At 73.7% G+C, this 22050-nt stretch carries 20 protein-coding genes and 1 riboswitch; of the genes, 16 read left to right on the plus strand and 4 right to left on the minus strand.

Going from position 1 to position 22050, the window contains the following annotated elements:
• The first annotated feature begins 34 nt into the window (after positions 1–34).
• Both trpD and ACZ7H1_RS17005 read left to right on the plus strand, forming a co-directional pair.
• Positions 35–1099 (plus strand): anthranilate phosphoribosyltransferase, encoded by a 1065-nt coding sequence (gene trpD, locus ACZ7H1_RS17000; RefSeq protein ID WP_470787422.1) that lies wholly within the window; start codon positions 35–37, stop codon positions 1097–1099.
• Positions 1100–1193: 94 nt separating this feature from the next.
• Positions 1194–1310: riboswitch (SAM riboswitch) on the plus strand.
• A 209-nt stretch (positions 1311–1519) separates the two neighbouring features.
• Positions 1520–2920: an aminotransferase class V-fold PLP-dependent enzyme gene (locus ACZ7H1_RS17005; RefSeq protein ID WP_470787423.1), complete on the plus strand. Its 1401-nt coding sequence runs from the start codon at positions 1520–1522 to the stop codon at positions 2918–2920.
• An 85-nt stretch (positions 2921–3005) separates the two neighbouring features.
• Here ACZ7H1_RS17005 and ACZ7H1_RS17010 read toward each other — a convergent pair whose 3' ends face one another.
• Both ACZ7H1_RS17010 and ACZ7H1_RS17015 read right to left on the minus strand, forming a co-directional pair.
• Positions 3006–3287: an Lrp/AsnC family transcriptional regulator gene (locus tag ACZ7H1_RS17010; RefSeq protein WP_470787425.1), complete on the minus strand. Its 282-nt coding sequence runs from the start codon at positions 3285–3287 to the stop codon at positions 3006–3008.
• Entirely contained in the window at positions 3284–4006 is a 723-nt protein-coding gene (locus tag ACZ7H1_RS17015; protein WP_470787426.1) for a rhomboid family intramembrane serine protease, read from the minus strand. Before ACZ7H1_RS17015 ends, ACZ7H1_RS17010 begins: the two co-directional genes overlap by 4 nt.
• 142 nt (positions 4007–4148) lie before the next feature.
• Between ACZ7H1_RS17015 and ACZ7H1_RS17020 the strand changes: the two genes are divergently transcribed.
• The 5 genes from ACZ7H1_RS17020 to ACZ7H1_RS17040 all read left to right on the plus strand — a co-directional run bounded on the left by ACZ7H1_RS17020 (position 4149) and on the right by ACZ7H1_RS17040 (position 9724).
• Complete coding sequence (locus ACZ7H1_RS17020; RefSeq protein ID WP_114057246.1) at positions 4149–4388, plus strand: hypothetical protein; 240 nt, start codon at positions 4149–4151, stop codon at positions 4386–4388.
• Between the two features lie 42 nt (positions 4389–4430).
• Positions 4431–5777, plus strand: a complete 1347-nt coding sequence (locus ACZ7H1_RS17025) for an NYN domain-containing protein (protein WP_470787630.1) — start codon at positions 4431–4433, stop codon at positions 5775–5777.
• A gap of 268 nt (positions 5778–6045) precedes the next feature.
• Positions 6046–7083 (plus strand): C40 family peptidase, encoded by a 1038-nt coding sequence (locus ACZ7H1_RS17030; RefSeq protein WP_470787427.1) that lies wholly within the window; start codon positions 6046–6048, stop codon positions 7081–7083.
• Between the two features lie 261 nt (positions 7084–7344).
• Complete coding sequence (locus ACZ7H1_RS17035; protein ID WP_470787428.1) at positions 7345–8376, plus strand: C40 family peptidase; 1032 nt, start codon at positions 7345–7347, stop codon at positions 8374–8376.
• A gap of 43 nt (positions 8377–8419) precedes the next feature.
• Positions 8420–9724: a hypothetical protein gene (locus ACZ7H1_RS17040; protein WP_470787429.1), complete on the plus strand. Its 1305-nt coding sequence runs from the start codon at positions 8420–8422 to the stop codon at positions 9722–9724.
• Here ACZ7H1_RS17040 and ACZ7H1_RS17045 read toward each other — a convergent pair.
• Positions 9672–10880, minus strand: a complete 1209-nt coding sequence (locus tag ACZ7H1_RS17045) for a glycosyltransferase 87 family protein (protein ID WP_470787430.1) — start codon at positions 10878–10880, stop codon at positions 9672–9674. The two genes, ACZ7H1_RS17040 and ACZ7H1_RS17045, sit on opposite strands and share 53 nt — an antisense overlap.
• Positions 10881–10947: 67 nt before the next feature.
• Between ACZ7H1_RS17045 and ACZ7H1_RS17050 the strand changes: the two genes are divergently transcribed.
• From ACZ7H1_RS17050 to ACZ7H1_RS17060, 3 genes are all read left to right on the plus strand, one after another.
• The gene (locus ACZ7H1_RS17050; RefSeq protein ID WP_470787431.1) at positions 10948–12090 is read left to right on the plus strand and encodes a glycosyltransferase family 4 protein; all 1143 of its coding nucleotides are present in this window, start codon (positions 10948–10950) and stop codon (positions 12088–12090) included.
• A 160-nt stretch (positions 12091–12250) separates the two neighbouring features.
• On the plus strand, positions 12251–13087 hold the full coding sequence (locus ACZ7H1_RS17055) for a class I SAM-dependent methyltransferase (RefSeq protein WP_470787432.1): 837 nt from the start codon (positions 12251–12253) through the stop codon (positions 13085–13087).
• Positions 13088–13153: 66 nt separating this feature from the next.
• Positions 13154–14770: a GMC oxidoreductase gene (locus ACZ7H1_RS17060; protein ID WP_470787433.1), complete on the plus strand. Its 1617-nt coding sequence runs from the start codon at positions 13154–13156 to the stop codon at positions 14768–14770.
• 16 nt (positions 14771–14786) lie between these two features.
• Here the strand turns inward: ACZ7H1_RS17060 and ACZ7H1_RS17065 are convergent, their stop codons facing one another.
• Positions 14787–16583, minus strand: coding sequence for an AMP-dependent synthetase/ligase (locus ACZ7H1_RS17065; RefSeq protein WP_470787435.1), 1797 nt, complete (start codon positions 16581–16583; stop codon positions 14787–14789).
• Between the two features lie 274 nt (positions 16584–16857).
• On the opposite strand from ACZ7H1_RS17065, the gene ACZ7H1_RS17070 reads away from it, so the two are divergent.
• From ACZ7H1_RS17070 to ACZ7H1_RS17095, 6 genes are all read left to right on the plus strand, one after another.
• Positions 16858–17643 (plus strand): metallophosphoesterase family protein, encoded by a 786-nt coding sequence (locus tag ACZ7H1_RS17070; protein ID WP_470787436.1) that lies wholly within the window; start codon positions 16858–16860, stop codon positions 17641–17643.
• An 80-nt stretch (positions 17644–17723) separates the two neighbouring features.
• Complete coding sequence (locus tag ACZ7H1_RS17075) at positions 17724–18164, plus strand: SRPBCC family protein (RefSeq protein WP_470787437.1); 441 nt, start codon at positions 17724–17726, stop codon at positions 18162–18164.
• 113 nt (positions 18165–18277) lie between these two features.
• Entirely contained in the window at positions 18278–19402 is a 1125-nt protein-coding gene (locus ACZ7H1_RS17080) for an ArsA family ATPase (protein ID WP_470787438.1), read from the plus strand.
• Positions 19403–19499: 97 nt separating this feature from the next.
• A complete protein-coding gene (locus tag ACZ7H1_RS17085) occupies positions 19500–19961 on the plus strand; it encodes a DUF5304 domain-containing protein (RefSeq protein ID WP_470787439.1) in 462 nt (153 codons plus the stop codon).
• A gap of 61 nt (positions 19962–20022) precedes the next feature.
• The gene (locus ACZ7H1_RS17090) at positions 20023–20964 is read left to right on the plus strand and encodes an ROK family glucokinase (protein ID WP_470787440.1); all 942 of its coding nucleotides are present in this window, start codon (positions 20023–20025) and stop codon (positions 20962–20964) included.
• 131 nt (positions 20965–21095) lie between these two features.
• A complete protein-coding gene (locus tag ACZ7H1_RS17095; protein WP_470787632.1) occupies positions 21096–21854 on the plus strand; it encodes an endonuclease/exonuclease/phosphatase family protein in 759 nt (252 codons plus the stop codon).
• Positions 21855–22050 lie beyond the last annotated feature (196 nt).

Genomic DNA, 22050 nt, shown 5'->3' on the forward strand with positions numbered 1-22050 from the left:
CCTTCCTAATCGGCTGTGGACCCAGGAGTGGACCATGAACGTTGTGACCCCGGCAGGCGGCGACAGCGTGGCGGGCCTGACCTGGCCGGGCGTACTGGACGCTCTGCTCGGCGGCACGGACCTCTCGGCCGACGAGACCGCCTGGGCCATGGACCGGATCATGCGGGGCGAGGCCACGAACGCCCAGATCGCCGGCTTCGCGGTGGCGCTGCGGGCCAAGGGCGAGACCGTCGCCGAGATCAACGGCCTCGTGCGGACCATGTACGCGCACGCGAACCTCATCGAGGTGCCCGGCCGGACCGTCGACATCGTCGGCACCGGCGGCGACGGCGCCAAGACGGTCAACATCTCCACGATGTCGGCCGTCGTCGTGGCCGGCACCGGCGCCAAGGTGGTCAAGCACGGCAACCGCGCCGCGTCCTCCGCGAGCGGCGCCTCGGACGTGCTGGAGAAGCTGGGGGTGAACCTCGACCTGACCCCGGCGCGGGTCGCCGAGGTCGCCGAAGAGGCGGGCATCACCTTCTGCTTCGCCGTGAAGTTCCACCCCGCGCTGCGGCACGTCGCCGGAGCCCGAAAGGAGCTCGGCATCCGCACCACCTTCAACTTCCTCGGACCGCTGACGAATCCGGCCCGGGTCCGGGCCCAGGCCACGGGCGTGGCGGACGCGCGGATGGCGCCCATCGTCGCGGGCGTGCTCGCCGAGCGGGGCTCCTCGGCCCTGGTGTTCCGCGGCGACGACGGCCTGGACGAGCTGACCACCACCGCCACGTCGCGGGTGTGGTGGGTGCGCGACGGCGAGGTCCGGGAACAGGCCTTCGACCCGCGCGACGTCGGCATCGGCCTCGTGGACGTCTCGGCGCTGCGCGGCGCGGACGCCTCGTACAACGCCGACGTCGCCCGCCGGCTGCTCGCGGGGGAGACCGGGCCGGTGCGCGACGCCGTCCTGCTGAACTCCGCGGCGGCGCTGGTGGCGGTGGAGCCGGGCGAGGGCACGCTGGAGGAGCAGATCGCCGCCGGGATCGCCCGTGCGGCCGAATCGATCGACTCGGGTGCGGCGCGGGCCGCCCTGGAGCGCTGGGTGGCCGCCAGCAACGCGTGACGCCCGCCTGCCGATCACTCTCGCCCCCGACCCCGGTCCACATCCTGGACCGGGGTCTTGCGTTCGGCGGATCTTGTGGCAGGATTTCGGATCAGGTCACGAGTGACAGCGTTTTGGCCCCGGCTTGCTGTCCGGCAACCCTCCGTCCGTGGCGGGGTGCCCCGGGTGATGACCAGGTCGTAGGCAGCGAGGTCTACGGCAAGCGCGGACCCCTCGATACCAGGGGTCCTGGTCTCTCGAGGAGCTTTTTCCGTGAGCAAGCGAATGCGATAGGCGCGTAGCGCCCCCTTCTTCACACCTCCGTGCGGACCGATGCGGTCCGTTGCGTCGAGGCATCACCCGTACCGCGAACACGGCACCCGTGTATCCGCCTACGGGCCATCGAAGCCATTCACCCCTGCCTGCCCGGGAGATACCGCCATGTCCGCGACCCTGAACACCGCTGCCGCCGCCCCTCGCTCCGACGACGCCGACCCCTGCTGCGCCGAGCCGCTGCCGGTGCTCGGCCGGGACGTCACCGTGCCCCTCGTGACCGGCGGCGAGGTCAGCTACGCCGCCCTCGACTACGCCGCCAGCGCCCCGGCGCTCCAGCGCGTGTGGGACGACGTCGCCGCGTACGCCCCGTACTACGGCAGCGTGCACCGCGGCGCCGGTTACCTCTCCCAGCTGTCGACGGACCTGTTCGAGCAGAGCCGGGCAGCGGTCGCGGAGTTCCTCGACTGCCGGGCGGGCGACCAGGTGGTCTTCACCCGGTCCACCACGGACTCGCTGAACCTGCTGGCGCAGGCGCTGCCGGCCGGCTGCCAGGTGTTCGTCTTCGAGACCGAGCACCACGCCTCGCTGCTGCCGTGGCGCGACGCCCGCGTCACCTACCTGAACGCCCCGCGCACCCCGGCCCGGGCGGTCGAGACCCTGGAGCGCGCGCTCGCCGACCGCGCCCCCTACGGTCCCGCGCTGGTCTGTGTGACCGGCGCCTCCAACGTGACCGGCGAGCTGTGGCCGGTGAAGGAGCTCGCCGCGGCGGCGCACGCGCACGGCGCGCGCATCGTTCTGGACGCGGCCCAGCTGGCCCCGCACCACGCGGTGTCCGTGCAGGACCTGGGCGTGGACTGGGTGGCCTTCTCGGGCCACAAGCTCTACGCGCCGTTCGGCTCGGGCGTCCTGGCCGGGCGCGCGGACTGGCTCCAGGAGGCCGAGCCGTACCTCGCGGGCGGCGGCGCCTCGCGGAAGGTGACGCGCCGCGTCGACGGCGAGGGCGCCGGCGGGGTGGACGTGGAGTGGCACACCACCGCGGCCCGGCACGAGGCCGGATCCCCGAACGTGATCGGCGTGTACGCGATCGCCTCGGCCTGCCGGGCGCTGACGGAGGCGGGCTTCGACCGTCTGGTGGCGCGGGAGCAGGAGCTGATCCGGCGGGTGCGCTCCGGACTCGCCGAGGTGCCGCAGGTGCGGGTGCTGTCCCTCTTCGGCGACGACGCCCCGCGGGTGGGCGTGATCTCGTTCGTGGTGGACGGCTGGAACAGCTCGCACTTCGCCGCGGCGCTGTCCGCGGAGTACGGCATCGGGGTGCGCGACGGCCTCTTCTGCGCGCACCCGCTGGTGCGCACCCTGCTCGGCAGCGAGCCGCAGGAGCCGGGCGAGTGCGGCGCCCCGGAGGCGGCGCCCGGCGAGCGGTCGCTGAACGCCATCCGCGTCAGCTTCGGGGCCGGTACGCCCGACGAGCACGTGGAGCGGTTCGTGCGCGCGGTCCGCGAGCTCGTCGAGGACGGCGCCAAGTGGCAGTACCGCACGGAGGACGGCCGCTGCGTGCCCGCGGTCTGACACGGCGGGCACGGGCCGGCCGGTGGGCGGGGGAGCGGCCGGCAGGGCGGGAACGGGGGGCCTGCCCTGCCCGGACGGGCAGCGGTCAGGCGTCGAGGCCGATCGCGAACGCGGCCTCCAGGTCGTGCTGGGAGTAGGTGCGGAAGGCGACGTGCGTGTCGGTCGCCTCCACGCCGGGGATCTTGCTGATGCTGCCCGGGATGATGTCCGCCAGGTCGTCGTGGCGCGCGACGCGCACGAGGGCGATGAGGTCGTACGTACCCGTGACGGAGTAGACCTCGCTGACGTTCTCCAGCGCGGCGATCGACTCCGCGATCTCGGGGATCCGGTCCACGCTGGTCTTGATGAGCACGATCGCGGTGATCACGGTTTGCTGTCTCCCTCGGTGGCCGTCGCTGGGGCCCTCACTCTAGCCGCACGCCGGTAGCGCACCCAGGCGTAGCCGAAGCCGAGGCCGAAGCCCACGAGGTGGGCGAGGTAGGCGACCCCCGGGCCGCTGCCGGCCCGGTGCGCGGCCGTCCACTGGAGGACGAACCAGCAGGCCAGGACGATCCAGGCGGGGAAGCGCAGCGGGAGGAAGAGGAGGAAGGGCAGCAGGCTGGTGACGCGGGCCCGGGGGAAGAGGAGCAGGAAGGCGCCGAGCACGCCGGAGATCGCCCCGGAGGCGCCCACCAGGGTCTGGTCGGACTGCGCGTTCGCGGCGGCGTAGGCGACGAGCGAGAGGTAGCCGCAGACCAGGTAGAACACCGTGAACTCGAGCCGCCCCATGCGGTCTTCCGTCATCACGCCGAAGACGTGCAGGAAGAGCATGTTCCCGAGCAGGTGCAGCCAGCTGCCGTGGACGAAGAGCGCGGTGAGCGGGGTGAGCGCGGCCCGGGCGTCGAGGGTGAAGAGCTCGTCGGGGACCACGCCCCAGCGCCGCAGGTAGGCGGTCTGGGCGGCCAGCAGGTCGTCGCCGCTGCCGTACACCGGGTTGAAGCCCGAGACCGGGCTGAGCAGGAAGATCACGGAGCACGCGGCGATCAGGGCGTGCGTGATGACGGGGCCCGTTCCCCATTCCTTCCGCAGGCGCGCCTTTGCGATCATGGCCAAGAGCATCTCGTACGGGGCGGAACGGGGCAGGTTGCCCCGCCGCGTCTCGCATGGAGGACGGTGGCCCGCGCGGGGGCACCGGGAGGCCGTAGGGTTACGAGCTGTATCCGTAGCGTCCTGAGGAGAGAACGGCCCGATGACGGTTCCCCTGCCGACCGCCACGACCCGGTGGCGCTGCACCCTGTGCGGCAATCTCACCCGGTTCGACGTCACCCGTTCGTCGAAGGTGGTCGAGTACGTGCACCTCGACCTTGCCGGAGAGCCGAAGGTCGAGGAGCGCGAGGTGGTGAGTGAGACCATCGAGTCGGTCCGCTGCCGCTGGTGCAACGCTGTGGACCAGATCGAGCTCGTGGACAGGCCGGGAGCGGACTCCTGAGGGAGCCGTGACCGGGTGGGTTTCTGACGGTAGGGGTGACGGATTGTGGAGCCTGCAAGCGGCGCCGGCGACGCCGCGGAGGCGCTCGACCGCCCGCTGCCGGAAGGCGTGCGGCGCCGGGTCGTCGCGTTCGTCTCGGACGCCTTCGGCGGACTGACGGTCGCCGACCTCCCGGCGCAGCTGCGGCAGTATGCCCGTTTCACCCCGAGTCGGCGGGCCAAGTTCGCGGGCAACGCGATGGCTGCCGCACTGGAGGGCGACCCGGTCTTCCGCGGGCGCATCGGGGAGAAGCTGAAGGAAGCCCAGCCGGAGCTGGCCGGGGCGCTGGAGTCAGGGGCGGCGCCGGCGGCCGCGGACCCCGTCGACGTGGCGGCCGCCGCGTACGTGCTGCGGCCCGCGGGCTGGGTCAAGCTGGTATCCGCCGCCGGTGAGGAGGCGCTGCGCGCCGACGCCGAGCGGGCGGGCGAGGAGTCCCAGCGCGAGCTGGAGCGGCTGCGCGAGGAGCTCGCGGCGCTCAAGGAGCAGCAGCGGACGGGCGGCGAGCACCTGCGGGTGGAGCTGGAGTCGGCGAAGAAGGAAGCGGAATCGCTTCAGCGCAAGCTGCGCAGCGCCCTCAACGACGTCAAGCGGGGCGAGGCCGCGCTGCGCAAGGCGGCCGCGGAGCTCGACGGGATCCGCGGCGAGGCGGCCGCGCAGGTCGCCGCGGCCGAGAGCGAGGCCCGGCGGGTCAAGTCGCGGCTGAGCGAGACCGAGGCGGCGCTGGAGGCGAGCCGGCGGGCCACCCGCGAGGGCCGCAGCGTCGAGGACATGCGGGTGCGGCTGCTGCTGGACACCGTGCTGGAGTCGGCGCAGGGGCTGCGGCGCGAACTGGCCCTGCCCCCGGTGTCGGTGCGGCCCGCCGAGACCGTGGACGCGGTGGAGCCGGGGCGGATGACCCCGAAGGACATCGCGGCGCGGGCGCTGTCGGAGACGGACCCGGCGCTGCTGGACCAGCTGCTGGCGCTCCCTCAGGCGCACCTGGTCGTGGACGGCTACAACGTCACCAAGACCGGCTACCCGACGATGCCGCTGGAGAAGCAGCGGCTGCGGCTGCTGGGCGGGCTGTCGATGCTCGCCGCGCAGACGGGCGCCGAGATGACGTGCGTCTTCGACGGCGCCGAGCTGGCGGCTCCGGTGCTGCTCGCGCCGCCGCGCGGGGTGCGGGTGCTGTTCTCCAAGCCCGGTGTCACGGCTGACGAGTTGATCCGGCAGCTGGTGCGGGCGGAGCCGCCGGGGCGGCCCGTGGTGGTGGTTTCCACCGACCGCGAGGTGGCCGACGGCGTCGCCAAGGCGGGGGCGCGGCCCGTTGCGTCCGCTTTGTTGCTGAAGCGGCTTTCGCGTATCTCGTAACGCTGGCAACTCATGTGCCCAATGCCCGGATTCGGCAGGACACACGGTCAAGTCGCCGCTACTGCGCGTGTGGAGTTGGCAAAGAAGCCCGTCGCGCAACGAATTTTTTCTCGTCAGGATTTGAACTGATCACAGATGGGTCACTAGGGTCTGGGCTCAAACCTTCGTGCGGTTGATCACCCATTCGGGGTGGCGGGCGGAGGTCCGCCGAGTCTGTGTTCTCCGGGCTGTCCCGGTCGGCGGCTCTAGGAAGAAGGAGCTCGCCTCCGTGGCGTCCCACCGTCGACCCAAGCAGCCGAACCGCGCCCGTGTGACCGTGCTCACCGCAACCGCCGCCGCGGCCGTCGCCCTTTCCACCCAGGGTGCCTCCGCCGCCCCCGCGAAGCCGGGCAAGGACGAGGTCAAGTCGCAGGTCGACAAGCTCTACGAGGAGGCCGAGCAGGCCACCGAGAAGTGGAACGGCGCCAAGGAGCAGCAGGAGAAGCTCGAGACGCAGATCGGCAACCTGCAGGACAAGGTGGCCCGCGGTCAGGCCGAGCTCAACGAGCTCCGCTCCACGCTCGGTTCGATGGCCAGCGCCCAGTACCGCTCCGGCGGCATGGACAGCTCCATACAGCTCTTCCTCTCCGCCGACCCCGACGACTACCTGGCCAAGGCCTCCGTGCTGGACCAGCTGGGCGCCAAGCAGGCCGACGCCGTCACGCAGATCCAGGCCAAGCAGCGCTCGCTCGCGCAGCAGCGCCAGGAGGCCGCGGGCAAGCTGAAGGACCTCGCGGAGACCCGCAAGGAGCTCGGCGAGAACAAGAAGCGCGTCCAGGCGAAGCTCGGCGAGGCGCAGCGGCTGCTCAACACGCTGACCGCCGCGGAGAAGGCCAAGCTCGACGAGGAAGAGAACCGCGCCAGCCGGGCCGGCGGCGGTGGCGGCGACCGCGCGGACCTCGGCAACGTGAAGGGCTCCGGCCGCGCCGGAGCGGCCCTGGCCGCCGCGAAGACCAAGCTCGGCTCGGCGTACGTGTCCGGTCACGAAGGCCCCAACTCCTTCGACTGCTCGGGTCTGACCCAGTGGGCGTACCGGCAGGCCGGCGTCGACATCAGCCGCGTCACCTACACCCAGGTCAACGACGGCACGCGGATATCCCGCAGCCAGCTGCAGCCCGGCGACCTCGTCTTCTTCTACGGCGACCTGCACCACGTCGGCCTGTACGCGGGCAACAACATGACGCTGCACGCCTCGAACCCGCGCAGCGGCGTCAAGTACGAGTCGATGGACAACATGCCCTTCCAGTTCGGCGTCCGCGTCGGCTGATCTGCCCGGTTGCAGGCCTCCCGGTCTCCCCGGCCGGGACGCGCCGACACCGCCCATCCGGGCGAATTGCGGCACCTTCAACTGACCTCACGCCCCGCCGGTGACCTGTGTTCTCCGGCGGGGCGTCACTCTGTGTGCCTGCTGGGGTCTTTGGTGGGGGTGTGGTCGCGCGGCTACTGTCTGCCAGCGCGGAACCCGGCACACGGCCGTCCACGGGGGGCGGACACGGGAGCCGCGCAGCGGAAGGGAGTGCGGCTTCCAGTGGCGTCCCATCGCCGGCCCGCGCCGTCGGGCCTTGACCGGAGCAGCAAGGTCACCGTGCTGTCCGCGGCCGCGGCGACTGCAGCGGCGGCCTTGTCGGCCGCCCCCGCGACCGCCGCGCCGCACGACCCGGCGCAGGGCGCCCGGGCCACGGTCGACCGGCTCTTCGAAGAGGCCGAGAAGGCCACCGAGCGTTTCAACGAGGCCGGGGAGAAGGCCGGGAAGCTGCGCGACGAGGTCCGCGGCGTCCAGGACGCCGTCGCCCGCGGCCAGGACCGCATCAACACGATGCGGGGCGTGCTCGGCAGCTACGCGGGGGCCCAGTACCGCTCCGGCGGTGTCGACCCCGCCGTCGAGCTGATGCTCTCCGAGGACCCGGACGGCTACCTCGACAAGGCGGCCGCGCTCGACCGGCTGGCCAGCCGCCAGACGGGCCGCCTCGCCGAACTCCGCGAGGCCCAGCGCAAACTGGGCCAGCAGCGCCAGGAGGCCTCCCGCAAGCTCGCCGAACTCGACCGGCTGCGCGCCGAGGTGGCCCGGCAGAAGCGGGCCGTGACCGCGAAGCTCGCGGCGGCCCGGCGGCTGCTCAACGCGATGCCGACCGAGGAACGCGCGGAGTTCGAGCGGTCCTCGCGCTCCGGCCGCGGCGAGGCCGTGCCCGAGACGTCCGGTGCGGGCGCCTCGTCGGGACGCGCCGCTGCCGCGGTCTCCGCCGCCCGCGCGGCCGTCGGACGCCCCTACGTGTGGGGCGCGACCGGCCCCTCCGGCTTCGACTGTTCCGGGCTGATGGTCTGGTCGTACCGGCAGGTCGGCGTCTCCCTGCCGCGCACCTCGCAGGCGCAGCGCCACGCCGGCCGGCGCGTGCCCCTCTCCGAGGCCCGGCCCGGCGACCTGGTCACGTACCGGTCCGACGCCAGCCACGTGGGCATGTACGTGGGCAACGGCCAGGTGGTCCACGCGCCGTACCCGGGGGCGCCGGTGCGCTACGACCCGGTCGGGATGATGCCGGTGTCGGCGGTCACCCGGGTCTGACCGGCCCGCCGGTGCGTCCGGCGGCGCGCGTACGATCGGGCGGGTGACGGCAGCGCGGCGGGTGCGGTACCGGGCGGCGGCAATGCTGTCGGCCCTCCTGCTGCTGCCCGCCGCCGGATGCGCGGCGCCCGCAGCCCCCGCCGGCACCGCAGCCCCCGCCGGCACCGCCACCCCCGCCGGCACCGCCACCCCCGCCGGCACCGCCACCCCCGCCGGCACCGCCACCCCCGCCGGCACCGCCACCCCCGTCGGCACCGGGCCGCGGGAGGTCCGGGCCGCGCTCTCGGCCTGGTCGGCCGCGCTGTTCGCCCGCGACGAGGCCGGATACCTCGCGCAGGACCGGCGGCCCGGCGCCCGCGAAGCCTTCGCCCGGCTCGCCCGCGTGCCGCTGGCGTCCTGGGAGTACGCCGTCACCTCGGTCCGCACGGACGGCGGCCGGGCCGTCGCCGCCGCGGAACTGCGCTACCGCCTCGCCGGATACGACGCCGCGCCCGCGACCGCCGCCCGGGAGGTGGAACTCGCCCGGCAGGACGGCCGCTGGCGGGTCACCGCCGACCGCCCAGGCCGGGGCGCGAAGCCGCAGCTGTGGGACCAGGGCCCGGTCGCGGCCGTGCGCGGACACCGCGTCCTGGTGATGGGAACCGGGCAGCCGGAGCCGCTGCTGACCGCCGTCGCCGCCGCGGCCGACCGCGCGGTGCCCGCCGTGGACGCCGCCTGGCCGGGCCGGTGGCCGGGCCGCGCGGTGGTCCTCGTACCCGCCTCCCTGGACGGCATGGCCGCGCTGCTGGGCTCGGCGCCGTCCGCGTACGCCGGGATGGCGGCGGTCACCACCGGGGAGACCGGCGCCCGGCCGGCCCCCGCGGACCGGGTGGTGGTGAACCCGCAGGCGTACGGAGAGCTCGGCGAGCTCGGCCGGCGCGTGGTGCTCGCCCACGAGATCACCCACGTCGCGACCCGGACGGCCACCTCCGCCTCGACCCCGCTGTGGCTCTCGGAGGGCTTCGCGGACTGGGCGGCGTACCGGGTAAGCGGCCGCACCCCGCGGGAGGCGGCGCCCGCCCTCGGCAGGGCGGTGCGCCGCGGGGAGGTCCCGGGGCGGCTGCCGCAGAACGGGCAGTTCGCCTTCGGCGGTGACGCGGACGCGCTGGCCGCGGCGTACGAGGGCGCCTGGCTGGCCTGCCGCCTGATCGCGCAGCAGTGGGGCGAGGAGAAGCTCACCGCCTTCTACACCGCCGTGGCCGCGTCCTCCCCGGAGGCCGCCTTCGCCTCCGTCCTCGGCACCGACGAGCGCACGTTCACGGCGTCCTGGCGCCGTTATCTGCGCGCCGGGCTCGGGCAGGACGGGTGATCCGCCGCGCCCCCTCCCGCGGGGGCACGGTGTCCGTCCACAGCGCGCGGCAGGCCAGCAGGGCGGCCGCCACCAGCAGGCCGTTGCGCACGAACAGCGCCGTGACGCCCGGCCAGCCGCCGTGCACCACGTGCGAGAACCACAGGGGGAACTCCAGGAAGGTCGCGAACGCCGCCACGAGCACCAGCCGGGCCGGGAGCAGCATCCGCGTCGAGCACAGCGTCAGGCAGACCGCGGCCAGCCCCACCAGCCACACCAGGTACTGCGGGCTGATCACCCGGCTCGTCGTCGTGAAGAGCAGCACCGCCGTGAAGGCCGCGTCCGCGGCCGTGTGCGGCCGGAAGGTCCCCACGGCCCCGGCCCGCAGCCGCCAGTACAGCAGCCATCCGAAGGCCAGCACGGTCAGTGCCAGTGCGCACCGGCTGGCCAGCGGCACGTACGGCCCGAGGAACTCCACCGAGCCGTAGTTCATCTGCACCCGCCCCTCCCAGCCCAGCCGGCGGGCCACGTGGAACGCCAGTGCGCCCAGCGACTCCACCTCGGTGCCGCGGTCCCTCTGGAAGGCCAGGAAGGACAGCGCGCCCGGCATCGCGACGGTGAAGGCGGCCAGGAGGGCCGCACCGGTCAGTGCGGCCGACCGGAAGGCGGCGGCCCCCCGCACCCCCGTGAGCAGCAGGACCGGCCACACCTTGAGCAGTGCGCCGAGCGCCACCAGGGGCCCGCGCGCCCGGGGGAGCAGCAGGGCGGCCACCGCCACCGCCGTGACCATCAGGTCGTAGCGGGCGTACGCCGTCGGGCCCAGCAGCGGCAGGCCCGCCACCCAGGTCCACGCGCCGAGGCGCCGGCGTCCGGGCCGCCGACCCTCCCGTACCAGCAGTCCGGTGACCAGCGCGTCGGTGGCCAGGGCCAGCACGAAGAACGCGGTCGCGTAGTCGAGGAAGGGCAGCAGGGCGGGGGAGAGGACGGCGAGCGCCGCGGCGGGCGGGTACTGCCAGGTGACGTCGTCCAGCGGGAAGGTGCCCGTCCGCAGCACCTGGTACCAGCCCTGGTAGATGACGTGGACGTCGGTGGTGACATCGGGGCCGGGCAGGACGAGCACCCGGAAGACGCACAGGAGCAGCAGGGCCCGGGACGCCGCCCAGGCGGTGAGGAGCATCGCGCCATGATGCCGCCGGGCGGCCCCGGCAGCCGCGAAGCGCGGCCGTTCGGTACTGTCGCAGACGATGCACAAGACGCTGATCGTGACCAACGACTTCCCGCCCCGCCCCGGCGGCATCCAGGCCTTCCTGCACAACATGGCGCTGCGCCTGGACCCGGACCGGATCGTCGTCTACGCCTCCACCTGGAAGCACACCGACGAGGGACGCGCGGCCACCGCCGCCTTCGACGCGGAGCAGCCCTTCCAGGTGGTCCGCGACCGTACGACCATGCTGCTGCCCACGCCCCGGGTGACCCGGCGGGCGACCGAGCTGCTGCGTGCCCACGGCTGCGGGTCCGTGTGGTTCGGCGCGGCCGCCCCGCTCGGGCTGATGGGTCCGGCGCTGCGCCGGGCCGGTGCGGAGCGGCTGGTCGCGACCTCGCACGGGCACGAGGCCGGGTGGGCGCAGCTGCCCGCGTCCCGGCAGCTGCTCCAGCGGATCGGCGAGGGCACGGACACGATCACCTATCTGGGCGAGTACACCCGGTCCCGGATCGCCGGCGCGCTGACCGGCGCGGCGGCGGCCCGGATGGTGCAGCTGCCGCCCGGGGTCGACGAGAAGACCTTCCACCCGGATTCGGGCGGCGACGACGTACGGGCGCGGCTGGGCCTGACGGACCGGCCGGTGGTCGTGTGCGTCTCCCGGCTGGTGCCGCGCAAGGGCCAGGACACGCTGATCCTCGCGATGCCGCGGATCCTGGCCGAGGTGCCGGACGCCGTCCTGCTGGTGGTGGGCGGCGGACCGTACGAGAAGGACCTGCACCGGCTGGCGGCCGAGACGGGGGTGGCGGACTCGGTCCGCTTCACCGGGGCGGTGCCGTGGGAGGAGCTGCCGGCGCACTACGGCGCGGGCGACGTCTTCGCGATGCCCTGCCGGACCCGGCGGGGCGGGCTCGACGTGGAAGGGCTCGGCATCGTCTACCTGGAGGCGTCGGCCACGGGCCTGCCGGTGGTGGCGGGCGACTCCGGCGGCGCTCCCGACGCGGTGCTGGACGGCGAGACGGGCTGGGTGGTCCGCGGCGGCAGCCCGGAGGAGAGCGCGGACCGCATCACGGCCCTGCTGAAGGACCCGGAGCTGCGGCGCCGCATGGGCGAGCGGGGCCGGGCCTGGGTCGAGGAGAAGTGGCGCTGGGACCTGCTGGCGGAGCGGCTCAGGCAGCTGCTCTGAGGCGGCTCCCGCACGGCGGCTCCGGGGGCGCCGGTCGCGCCCGCCTCGCCGGGCCGGGTGGTCCGTTCGTTCCTATCCTCGGAAGGAGGGAACGGCACCGCGCCCGTACGCTCCGTCCGTCCGGTGGACGGGACGCCGGGCCGACCGGAGGTGAGCTGCCATGACCGTCGGGAACGACGCGGCCGGAGCCGACCGCGAACTGAAGGCCCGGCACCGGAAGATGTGGGCCCTGGGCGACTACTCGTCGGTGGCCTCCTCGCTCATCCCCGAGCTGGGCGAGGTCCTGGTCCGGGCCTGCGCCGTCAAGCCCGGTGACCGGGTGCTGGACGTGGCGGCGGGCACCGGCAACGCCGCCGTCCCGGCGGCGCTGGCCGGCGCGGACGTCGTGGCCTCGGACCTCACCCCGGAACTGCTGGAGGCCGGCCGGCGGGAGGCGCAGGAGCACGGGGCGGTCCTGGAGTGGCAGGAGGCCGATGCGGAGGCACTGCCCTTCGAGGACGGGGCCTTCGACACCGTGATGTCCTGCGTCGGCGTCATGTTCGCCCCCCACCACCAGGCCGCCGCCGACGAGCTGGTCCGGGTCTGCCGGCCGGGCGGCACGATCGGCCTGGTCAGCTGGACCCCCGAAGGGTTCATCGGCCGGATGTTCGGCGTCATGAAGCCCTACGCGCCGGCGCCGCCGCCCGGTGCGCAGCCCCCGCCGCTGTGGGGCCGCGAGGAGCACGTGCGCGAGCTCCTCGGCGACCGGGTCACCGGGGTCGAGGCGCGTCGGCAGACCGTGAGCATCGACCGCTTCGAGCGGCCCGAGGACTTCCGCGACTTCTTCAAGGCGGCGTACGGCCCGACGATCGCCACCTACCGCAACATCGCCGACGACGCGGAGCGTACGGACGCGCTGGACCGGGAGCTGGCCGAGCTCGCCCGCGGGTCGGCCCGCGACGGCGTGCTGGAGTGGGAGTACCTGCTGCTGACCGCCCGCCGGGCGACGCCCGCCTGACTGTCACTCAGAAGTCTGTCAACACCGCGTCTGGGCGGACGGCCGAATTCCGCTCATGATGCGCCCATGACACCTCATCTGACGCGCCGTCATCTCCTGGGTCTCGGCGCACTGCAGACGGCGGCTGCCCTCGGATTCACCAGGATCGGCCTGGAATCGGCGGCGGCCGCGGAGCCCCCGGCCCGCGGCTTCGCCCCCGCCGTCGTCGTCGGGTCCGGCTACGGCTCGGCCGTGGCCGCGCTCCGGCTCGGGCAGGCGGGCGTGCGCACCGTCGTCCTGGAGATGGGCAGGCTCTGGGACGCTCCCGGCTCCGACGGCAAGGTCTTCCCGTCCACCTCCGCGCCCGACCGGCGCTCCATGTGGTTCCGCACCCGGACCGAGGCCCCGCTCGCGCAGTTCCTCTGGCTCGACGTGGTCAACCGGAACATCACCCCGTACCCCGGCGTCCTCGACCGCGTGCACTACGGCGACATGTCCGTGTACGTCGGCCGCGGCGTCGGCGGCGGCTCCCTCGTCAACGGCGGCATGGCCCCCACGCCCCGCCGCTCGTACTTCACCGAGGTCTTCCCCGGCGTGGACGCCGACGAGATGTACGGCACGTACTTCCCGCTGGCCCGCCGGATGCTCGGCGTGAACGACATCGACCCCGCGTGGTTCGAGTCGACCGAGTGGTACCGCTTCGCCCGCGTCTCCCGCAAGCACGCCGCCCGGACCGGCCTGAAGACGGTCTTCGTCCCCAACGTCTACGACTTCGGACACATGCAGCGCGAGGCCGCCGGCGAGGCGCCCCGGTCCGCGCTGGCCGGCGAGGTCATCTACGGCAACAACCACGGCAAGAAGAGCGTCGACAAGACCTACCTGGCCGCCGCCCTCGGCACTGGCAACGTCACCATCGAGACCCTGCAGCGGGTGGTCGGCGTCCGCCGCGAGCCCGACGGGACGTACGTGCTCACCGTCCGCCGCATCGACCTCACCGGACAGGTGACCGAGACCCGCGAACTGGGCTGCCGGCAGCTCTTCCTGGGCGCCGGCAGCCTCGGCACCACCGAGATCCTGCTGCGCGCCCGCGAGACCGGCACCCTCCCCGGCCTCAGCCCGGAGGTCGGCCTCGGCTGGGGGCCCAACGGCAACGTGATGACCGCCCGCGCCAACCACCTGTGGGACACGGTCGGCGCCCACCAGTCCACCATGCCCGCCCTCGGCATCGACGACTGGGACAACGCCGCCAACCCCGTCTTCGCCGAGATCGCCCCGCTGCCCATGGGCCTGGAGCACTGGATCTCGATGTACCTGGCCATCACCAGGAACCCGGAGCGCGGCCGCTTCACCTACGACGCCGCCACCGACTCCGCGCGGCTGAACTGGACCAGGGACCAGAACGCCCCGGCGGTCGCCGCCGCCCGACGGCTCTTCGACCGCATCAACCGGACCAATGTCACCGTGTACCGGCACGACCTCTTCGGCGGCAACAGGGCGTTCGCCGACGACTTCACGTACCACCCGCTGGGCGGCTGCGTGCTCGGCCGGGCCACCGACACGCACGGGCGGGTCAAGGGCTACCCGAACCTGTACGTCACCGACGGCTCGCTGGTGCCGGGCACCCTCGGCGTGAACCCGTTCGTCACGATCACCGCGCTCGCGGAGCGCAACCTCGCCCGGGTACTCGCCGAGGACCAGCGATAGGCCGTCTCTTCCGGATCTAGCCGCGGTAGAGCGCCTCGATCTCGTCCGCGTAGTCCTTCGCCACCACGTTGCGCTTGAGCTTCAGCGACGGGGTGATGTGTCCCGACTCCTCCGTGAACTGGGAGGGCAGGATGCGGAACTTCCGCACCGATTCCGCCTTGGAGACGGCGGCGTTGCCGTCGTCGACCGCCTTCTGCACGGCGGCGAGCAGGTCCGCGTCCTCGCGCAGCGCCGCCGCCGTCGCCCCCGCGGGCTTGCCGTTCTCCTGCGCCCAGCGGCCCAGGAACTCCTCGTCGATGGTGACCAGCGCGCCGACGAACGGCCGCCCGTCGCCCACGACCATGCACTCCGCGACCAGCGCGTGCGCCCGGATCCGGTCCTCGATCACCGCAGGGGCGACGTTCTTGCCGCCCGCGGTGACGATGATCTCCTTCTTGCGGCCGGTGATCGCGAGGAAGCCGTCCTCGTCGAGCGTGCCGACGTCACCGGTGTGGAACCAGCCGTCGGTCAGTGCCTCGGCGGTCGCCGATTCGTTCTGCCAGTAGCCCTGGAAGATGTGCTCGCCGTGCAGCAGCACCTCGCCGTCGTCCGCGATCCGCACCACGGAACCCGGCAGCGGCTGGCCGACCGTACCGATCTTCTGCCGGTCCCACGGGTTGAAGGCCGTGGCCGCGCAGGACTCCGTCAGGCCGTAGCCCTCCAGCACCGTGAAGCCGATGCCGCGGAAGAAGTGGCCGAGCCGCTCGCCCAGCGGCGCGCCGCCGGAGATCGCGTACTCGCCGCGCCCGCCCAGCACCGCGTGCAGCTTGCTGTAGACGAGCTTGCCGAAGATCTTGTGCTTCAGGCGCAGGCCGAAGCCCGGGCCCGAAGGGGTGTCCAGCGCCCGGCTGTACGCGATGGCCGTGTCGGCCGCGGCGTCGAAGATCTTGCCCTTGCCGTCGGCCTGCGCCTTGGCGCGCGCCGAGTTGTAGACCTTCTCGAAGACCCGCGGCACGCCGAGGATCAGCGTCGGGCGGAAGGACTGCAGCTCGTCGGTGAGGTTCTTGATGTCCGGTACGCAGCCCAGCCGGATCGGCGCCAGCACGGCCGCGACCTCGACCAGCCGCCCGAACACGTGGGCCGCCGGGAGGAAGAGCAGCACCGAGCACTCGCCGGTGCGGAAGAGCGGCTTGAGGCGCTCGACCACGTTGCCGCACTCGGCGAAGAAGTTGCGGTGGGTCAGCACGCAGCCCTTGGGGCGGCCCGTGGTCCCGGAGGTGTAGACGATGGTCGCCGGGTCGTCGGCGTTCGCGAGCGTGCTGCGCTCGTCGACCAGCGCGTCGCTCACCTCGGCGCCCGCGGTGCGCAGCTCCTCGATGCCGCCGCGCTCGATCTCCCAGACGTGCTGCAGGGCGGGCAGGCTGTCGCGCAGACCGGAGAGCGCCTCGCTGTGCCCCGAGCCCTCGACGATCACCGCGACGGCGCCGGAGTCGCCGAGGATCCACTGGATCTGCTCGGGCGAGCTGGTCTCGTACACGGGCACGGTCACCGCGCCGGCGGTCCAGATCGCGAAGTCGGCCAGCACCCACTCGTAGCGGGTGCGGGAGATCAGCGCCACGCGGTCGCCGGGACCGACGCCCGCGGCGATCAGGCCCTTGGCGACGGCCCGGACCTCGGCCAGGAATGCGGTGGCCGTCACGTCCTGCCAGACGCCGTCGGCCTTGCGGCTCATGACGGCGGTGTCGGGATGCTGAGCGGCGTTACGGCGGATGAGATCCGTCAGATTCCCGTCCGACGGGACCTCGTACAGGGCCGGAAGGCTGAACTCGCGCAAGACTGCTGCTCCTCTGGGCGCCATCGCCACGATGCGGACCGACCGGACGTTACCCACCGGTAGTGGGTTCCGGATAGAGGGAACCGGCCAGATGTTCCGTGCGTCACACAACGCGGTCTTTACCGGCTGACAGTAGTCGACGCCGTTCCACACTAGGAAGTAACCGCAGGTAGGGCCGTCGCTTCCGGTTGCGCCCGGGACTGGTGGGGCTGCTTCCGGCCCCCGTGGCAGCACCCTCTACCGGCCTCGCGCGGCCCGCCCTAGGGTGATCGGCATGGGTGGTACGAGGCGGGGCAACAACAGGGTTCACGTCGTCAGCGACGTCCACGGCAACACCGAAGCCCTCGCGCGGGCGGGCGACGGCGCCGACGCCCTCGTCTGCCTCGGCGACCTCGTCCTCTTCCTGGACTACGCCGACCACTCGCGCGGCATCTTCCCCGACCTCTTCGGCACCGAGAACGCCGACCTGATCGTGCAGCTGCGCACCGAGCGCCGCTTCGAGGAGGCCCGCAGGCTCGGCGCCCGGCTCTGGGCCGGCATGGACCGCGAGGCCCTCATCGAGGGCGCGGTGCGCAAGCAGTACGCCGAGATGTTCGCGGTCTTCTCCACCCCCACGTACGCCACCTACGGCAACGTCGACATCCCCGCCCTGTGGCCCGAGTACGCCCGGCCGGGAACCACCGTCCTCGACGGCGAGAGCGTCGAGATCGGCGGCCTCGTCTTCGGCTTCGTCGGCGGCGGCCTGCCCTCCCCCGTGCGGACCCCCTACGAGGTCGACCCCGAGGAGTACGCCGCCAAGGTCGAGGCCCTGGGCGAGGTGGACGTGCTGTGCTCGCACATCCCGCCGGAGGTCCCCGAGCTCTGCTACGACACCGTGGCGCGCCGGTTCGAGCGCGGCAGCGAAGCCCTGCTCGCCGCGATCCACCGGGTCCGGCCCCGCTACGCGCTCTTCGGCCACGTCCACCAGCCCCTCGCCCGCCGGATGCGGATCGGGGCCACGGAATGCGTGAACGTCGGCCATTTCGCCTCGACAGGGCGGCCGTGGGCCCTGGAGTGGTGACGGGCCCCGTGCGCGGTAGCCTTCACGCGGCGGCCCGTGGCCGCCGCCTTCCCCGATACACACCGAGGAGAGCCCCAGCGATGGCGGAACACACCAGCTCGAGCATCACGATCAAGGCCTCCCCGGCCGAGGTCATGGCCGTGATCGCCGACTTCGCCCGCTACCCGGAGTGGACCGGTGAGGTGAAGGAGGCCGAGGTGCTCGCCGCGGACGCCCAGGGGCGCGCCGAGCAGGTCCGCCTCCTGCTCGACGCCGGGGCGATCAAGGACGACCACACGCTCGCCTACACCTGGAGCGGCACCGACGAGGTCAGCTGGACGCTGGTCAAGTCGCAGATGCTGCGGGTGCTCGACGGCTCGTACAAGCTGGCCGGCCTCGACGGCGGTGTCGCCACCGAGGTCACCTACCAGCTCACCGTCGACGTCAAGATCCCCATGCTCGGCATGATCAAGCGCAAGGCGGAGAAGGTCATCATCGACCGCGCCCTCGCCGGCCTGAAGAAGCGCGTCGAGTCGGCCTGAGCGGTCTCCCGGACGGGGGTGCGCCCCCGGACGGGACGGACAGGGGCGGGGAAACGACCGCCCCCGCGGGGCCGGCCGGCCCCGGCAGACACCGCTACGGCAGGACGAGCACCATGCGCACCCTCCTCGTGACCGGCCCCGGCGGCGCCGGCCGCACCACCGTGGCCGCGGCCACCGCCCTCGCGGCCGCCCGCCAGGGCCGCCGCGTCCTGCTGACCGGCGCCTGCCTCCCCGACGGCGACCTCCCGGGCGTCACCACCGCCCGCCTCGACCCCGACGCCCGGTTCCGCGCCGAGATCGTCGCCCTCCAGGAACGCGGCGGAGCCGTGTTCGAGCTGCTCGGCGCCCGCCCGCTGGAGGCCGAGGAGCTCACCGCCGTCCCCGGCGCCGAGCAGTTCGCGCTGCTCCGCACGCTGCGCCGGGCCGCGGAGAGCGGTGCGTACGACCTGGTCGTCGCCGACCTCCCGCCGGTCCGCGAGGCCGTCGACCTGCTCGCACTCCCGGCCCAGCTGCGCCGCTACCTGCGCCGCCTGCTCCCCGCCGAACGCCAGGCCGCCCGCTCGCTGCGCCCCGTACTGGCCCAGCTCGCCGGGGTGCCGATGCCCGCGCAGTGGCTGTACGAGACCGCCGCCCGCTGGGACGAGGAGCTGGCCGCCGTCCAGGCGGTCGTCGATGCCGGGAGCACGGCCGTCCGGCTCGTCGCCGAACCCGGACCGGCGGGCGCCGCGGCCGTACGCGCCGCCGTCACCGGCTTCGCCCTGCACGGGCTGCCCGTGGAGGCGCTGATCGCGAACCGCGTGCTGCCGCGCGGATCCGCCGACCCGTGGCTCGCCGGACTCGCCGCGCAGCAGGACGAGTGCCTCACCGCCTGGGCCGCGCAGGCAGCCCCCGTGCGCGAGCTCGCGCACCTGGGCCGCGACCCGCGCGGCGCCGGCGACCTGGCCCTCCTCGACCCCGGCCCCTGCGGCGCCCCCGGCCGGACCCCCTGGGCCGTGGAGGACCGGCGCGCGCAGGACGGCGTGCTGGTCTGGCGGGTGCCGCTGCCCGGCGCGACCAAGGAAGGGCTCGACCTGGTCCGGCGCGGCGACGAACTGCTGCTCACGGTCGGGCCGTTCCGCAGGATCGTTTCCCTGCCGTCGGCGCTGCGCCGCTGCGGCGTCTCCGGCGCCTCCCTGCGCGAGGGCGAGCTGCGGATCCGCTTCACCCCCGACCCCGGACTGTGGCCCTCCCGCGGGTGACGCCCGCAACCGGTGGCCGCTGAACAGCGTGCACCCGTTCGGGTAAGGTCGAAGGGCAGAGCCCGAGCGGTCCGCCGCCGCAGTCCCAGGAGTCGCCATGAGCGAGGCCACCGACCGCCCCACCGACGACGACGCCTGGGCGAAGGCCTGCGCCGAGGACCTCGCCGCCGAGCAGGCGCGCATCCGCGCCGAAAAGGGCGCCTCCGCAGGCACCCCCGGCAGCGCCGCCGAAGAGCTCTTCAAGCTCGTCGAAGCGGTCGCCGACAAGGTGTCCTCCTTCAACAACCCGCTGTTCGGAGCCGCAGCCCAGGGGGCCGTCCGCCAGTTCGTCAGCCAGGCGAAGTCCGCGGTGGAACCCGTCATCGAACGCAACCCGCAGGTCTTCGACCACCTCGCGGCCGCCGGATCCGAGCTGCTCGCCGCCTACCGGTCCGCCGTCGAGGGCCACGAGAGCCGCTGGACCCGGGACGCCCAGGACCCGCAGGGCCCCCGGGCACCCCGCGACCACGGCCCCGAGGACGACGGCCCCGGCCGGTCCGAGCGCATCGACCTCGACTGACGGGCCCGCGCGCTCGGGTACGGTTGGCCCTGGCGGGGTTTGACCGGAAACCGAGGGACTAATGGGACTCACCATCGGCGTCGACATCGGCGGCACGAAGATCGCGGCCGGAGTGGTCGACGAAGAGGGCACCATCCTTGAGACGTACAAGGTGCCCACCCCGCCGACCGCGGACGGAGTGACGGACGCGATCTGCACCGCCGTCGCCGAAGTCAGCAGCAGCCACACCATCGAGGCCGTCGGCATCGGCGCCGCCGGGTACGTGGACGACAAGCGCGCCACCGTACTCTTCGCCCCCAACATCAACTGGCGCCACGAGCCGCTCAAGGACAAGGTCGAGCAGCGCATCGGCCTCCCCGTGGTCGTCGAGAACGACGCCAACTGCGCCGCCTGGGGCGAGTACCGCTTCGGCGCCGGCCAGGGCCACGAGGACGTCATCTGCATCACCCTCGGCACCGGCCTGGGCGGCGGCATCATCATCGGCAACAAGCTCCGCCGCGGCCGCTTCGGCGTCGCCGCCGAGTTCGGCCACATCCGGGTCGTCCCCGACGGCCTGCTCTGCGGCTGCGGCAGCCAGGGCTGCTGGGAGCAGTACGCCTCCGGCCGTGCGCTCGTCCGGTACGCGAAGCAGCGCGCCAACGCCACCCCCGAGCACGCGGAGATCCTCCTCGGCCTCGGCGACGGCACCGTCGCGGGCATCGAGGGCAAGCACATCAGCGCGGCCGCCCGCCAGGGCGACAAGGTCGCCGTCGACTCCTTCCGCGAGCTGGCCCGCTGGGCCGGCGCGGGCCTCGCCGACCTCGCCTCCCTCTTCGACCCGTCGGCGTTCATCGTCGGCGGCGGAGTCTCCGACGAGGGCGAGCTCGTCCTCGACCCGATCCGCAAGTCCTTCCGGCGCTGGCTGATCGGCGGCCAGTGGCGTCCGCACGCCCAGGTCCTGGCCGCGCAGCTCGGCGGCAAGGCCGGACTCGTCGGCGCGGCCGACCTGGCCCGCCAGGGCTGAGGCCCCGCCGCGGTTCCCGCATCCGTCGGTACCCGCCCGCATTCCTGCATTCCCGCACACGCGGACACGCTGCCCGTCGCGCCCCCTGTGGCCGCGGCGGGCAGCTGCCTATGTTGGTGGCCATGGATGCCATGGATGCCCTGGAGCTGCCCAACTCCCGTACTGAAGCCGACGGTTCCGCCGTGATCCGGGTGCTGAGCTACAACATCCGGTCACTGCGCGACGACGAGGAGGCACTCGCGCGGGTGATCCGCGCCTGCGCCCCCGACCTGGTCTTCGTCCAGGAGGCCCCGATCTTCTTCCGCTGGCGCAAGCACGCGGCCCGCCTCGCCGCCAGGACGGACCTCGTGATGCTGAGCGGTGGCGCGACGGCAGCCGGCCCGCTGCTGCTGTGCTCGCTGCGGGCCACGGTCGAACACGCCGAGGACGTCCTGCTCCCGCGCACGCCCGGCCTGCACCGGAGGGGCTTCGCGACGGCGGTCGTACGGTTCGCCGGGGCGCGGGTCGGCGTGCTGAGCGCCCACCTGTCCCTGCGGGCCGACGAGCGGCTCGTCCAGGCCGGGATGCTGCTGGACCGGCTGAAGGCCATGGACGTGCCGTACGCCGTCGCCGCCGGGGACGTCAACGACGAACCGGAAGGGCCGGCCTTCCGGAGGCTCGCCGGGGAACTGCAGGACTGCCGGACCGTACGGCCCTGGGGCGACGGGCCGACCTGGCCGGCGGCCGGGCCCCGCAAGCGGATCGACGCGGTCTTCGCCACGGCGGGCGTCGAGGTCCTCGGCTGCGGAGTGCCCACCCCCGGGACCCTGCCGGGACTCGACCCGCGGGACCTCCACACGGCGACGGACCACCTCCCGGTCCTCGCCGCCCTGCGCCTGCCGTCCGGGTAGCGGCGCCGTACCGGAGCAGGACAGCAAAACGGCAAAACAGCCGGACAGCCGGACAGTACGACGCCGGGGGGGGGGGGGGGGTGGTCCCCCCCCCCCCCCCCCCCCCCCCTCCCCCGGCCGGGGTCCTCATTGAGGGCCCGCCACCCCCACCCCCGCCCCCCTCCTCCTCTCCCCCCCCCTCTCCCCCGCTCCCTCC

This window comes from Streptomyces sp. NPDC037401 (assembly GCF_055602345.1).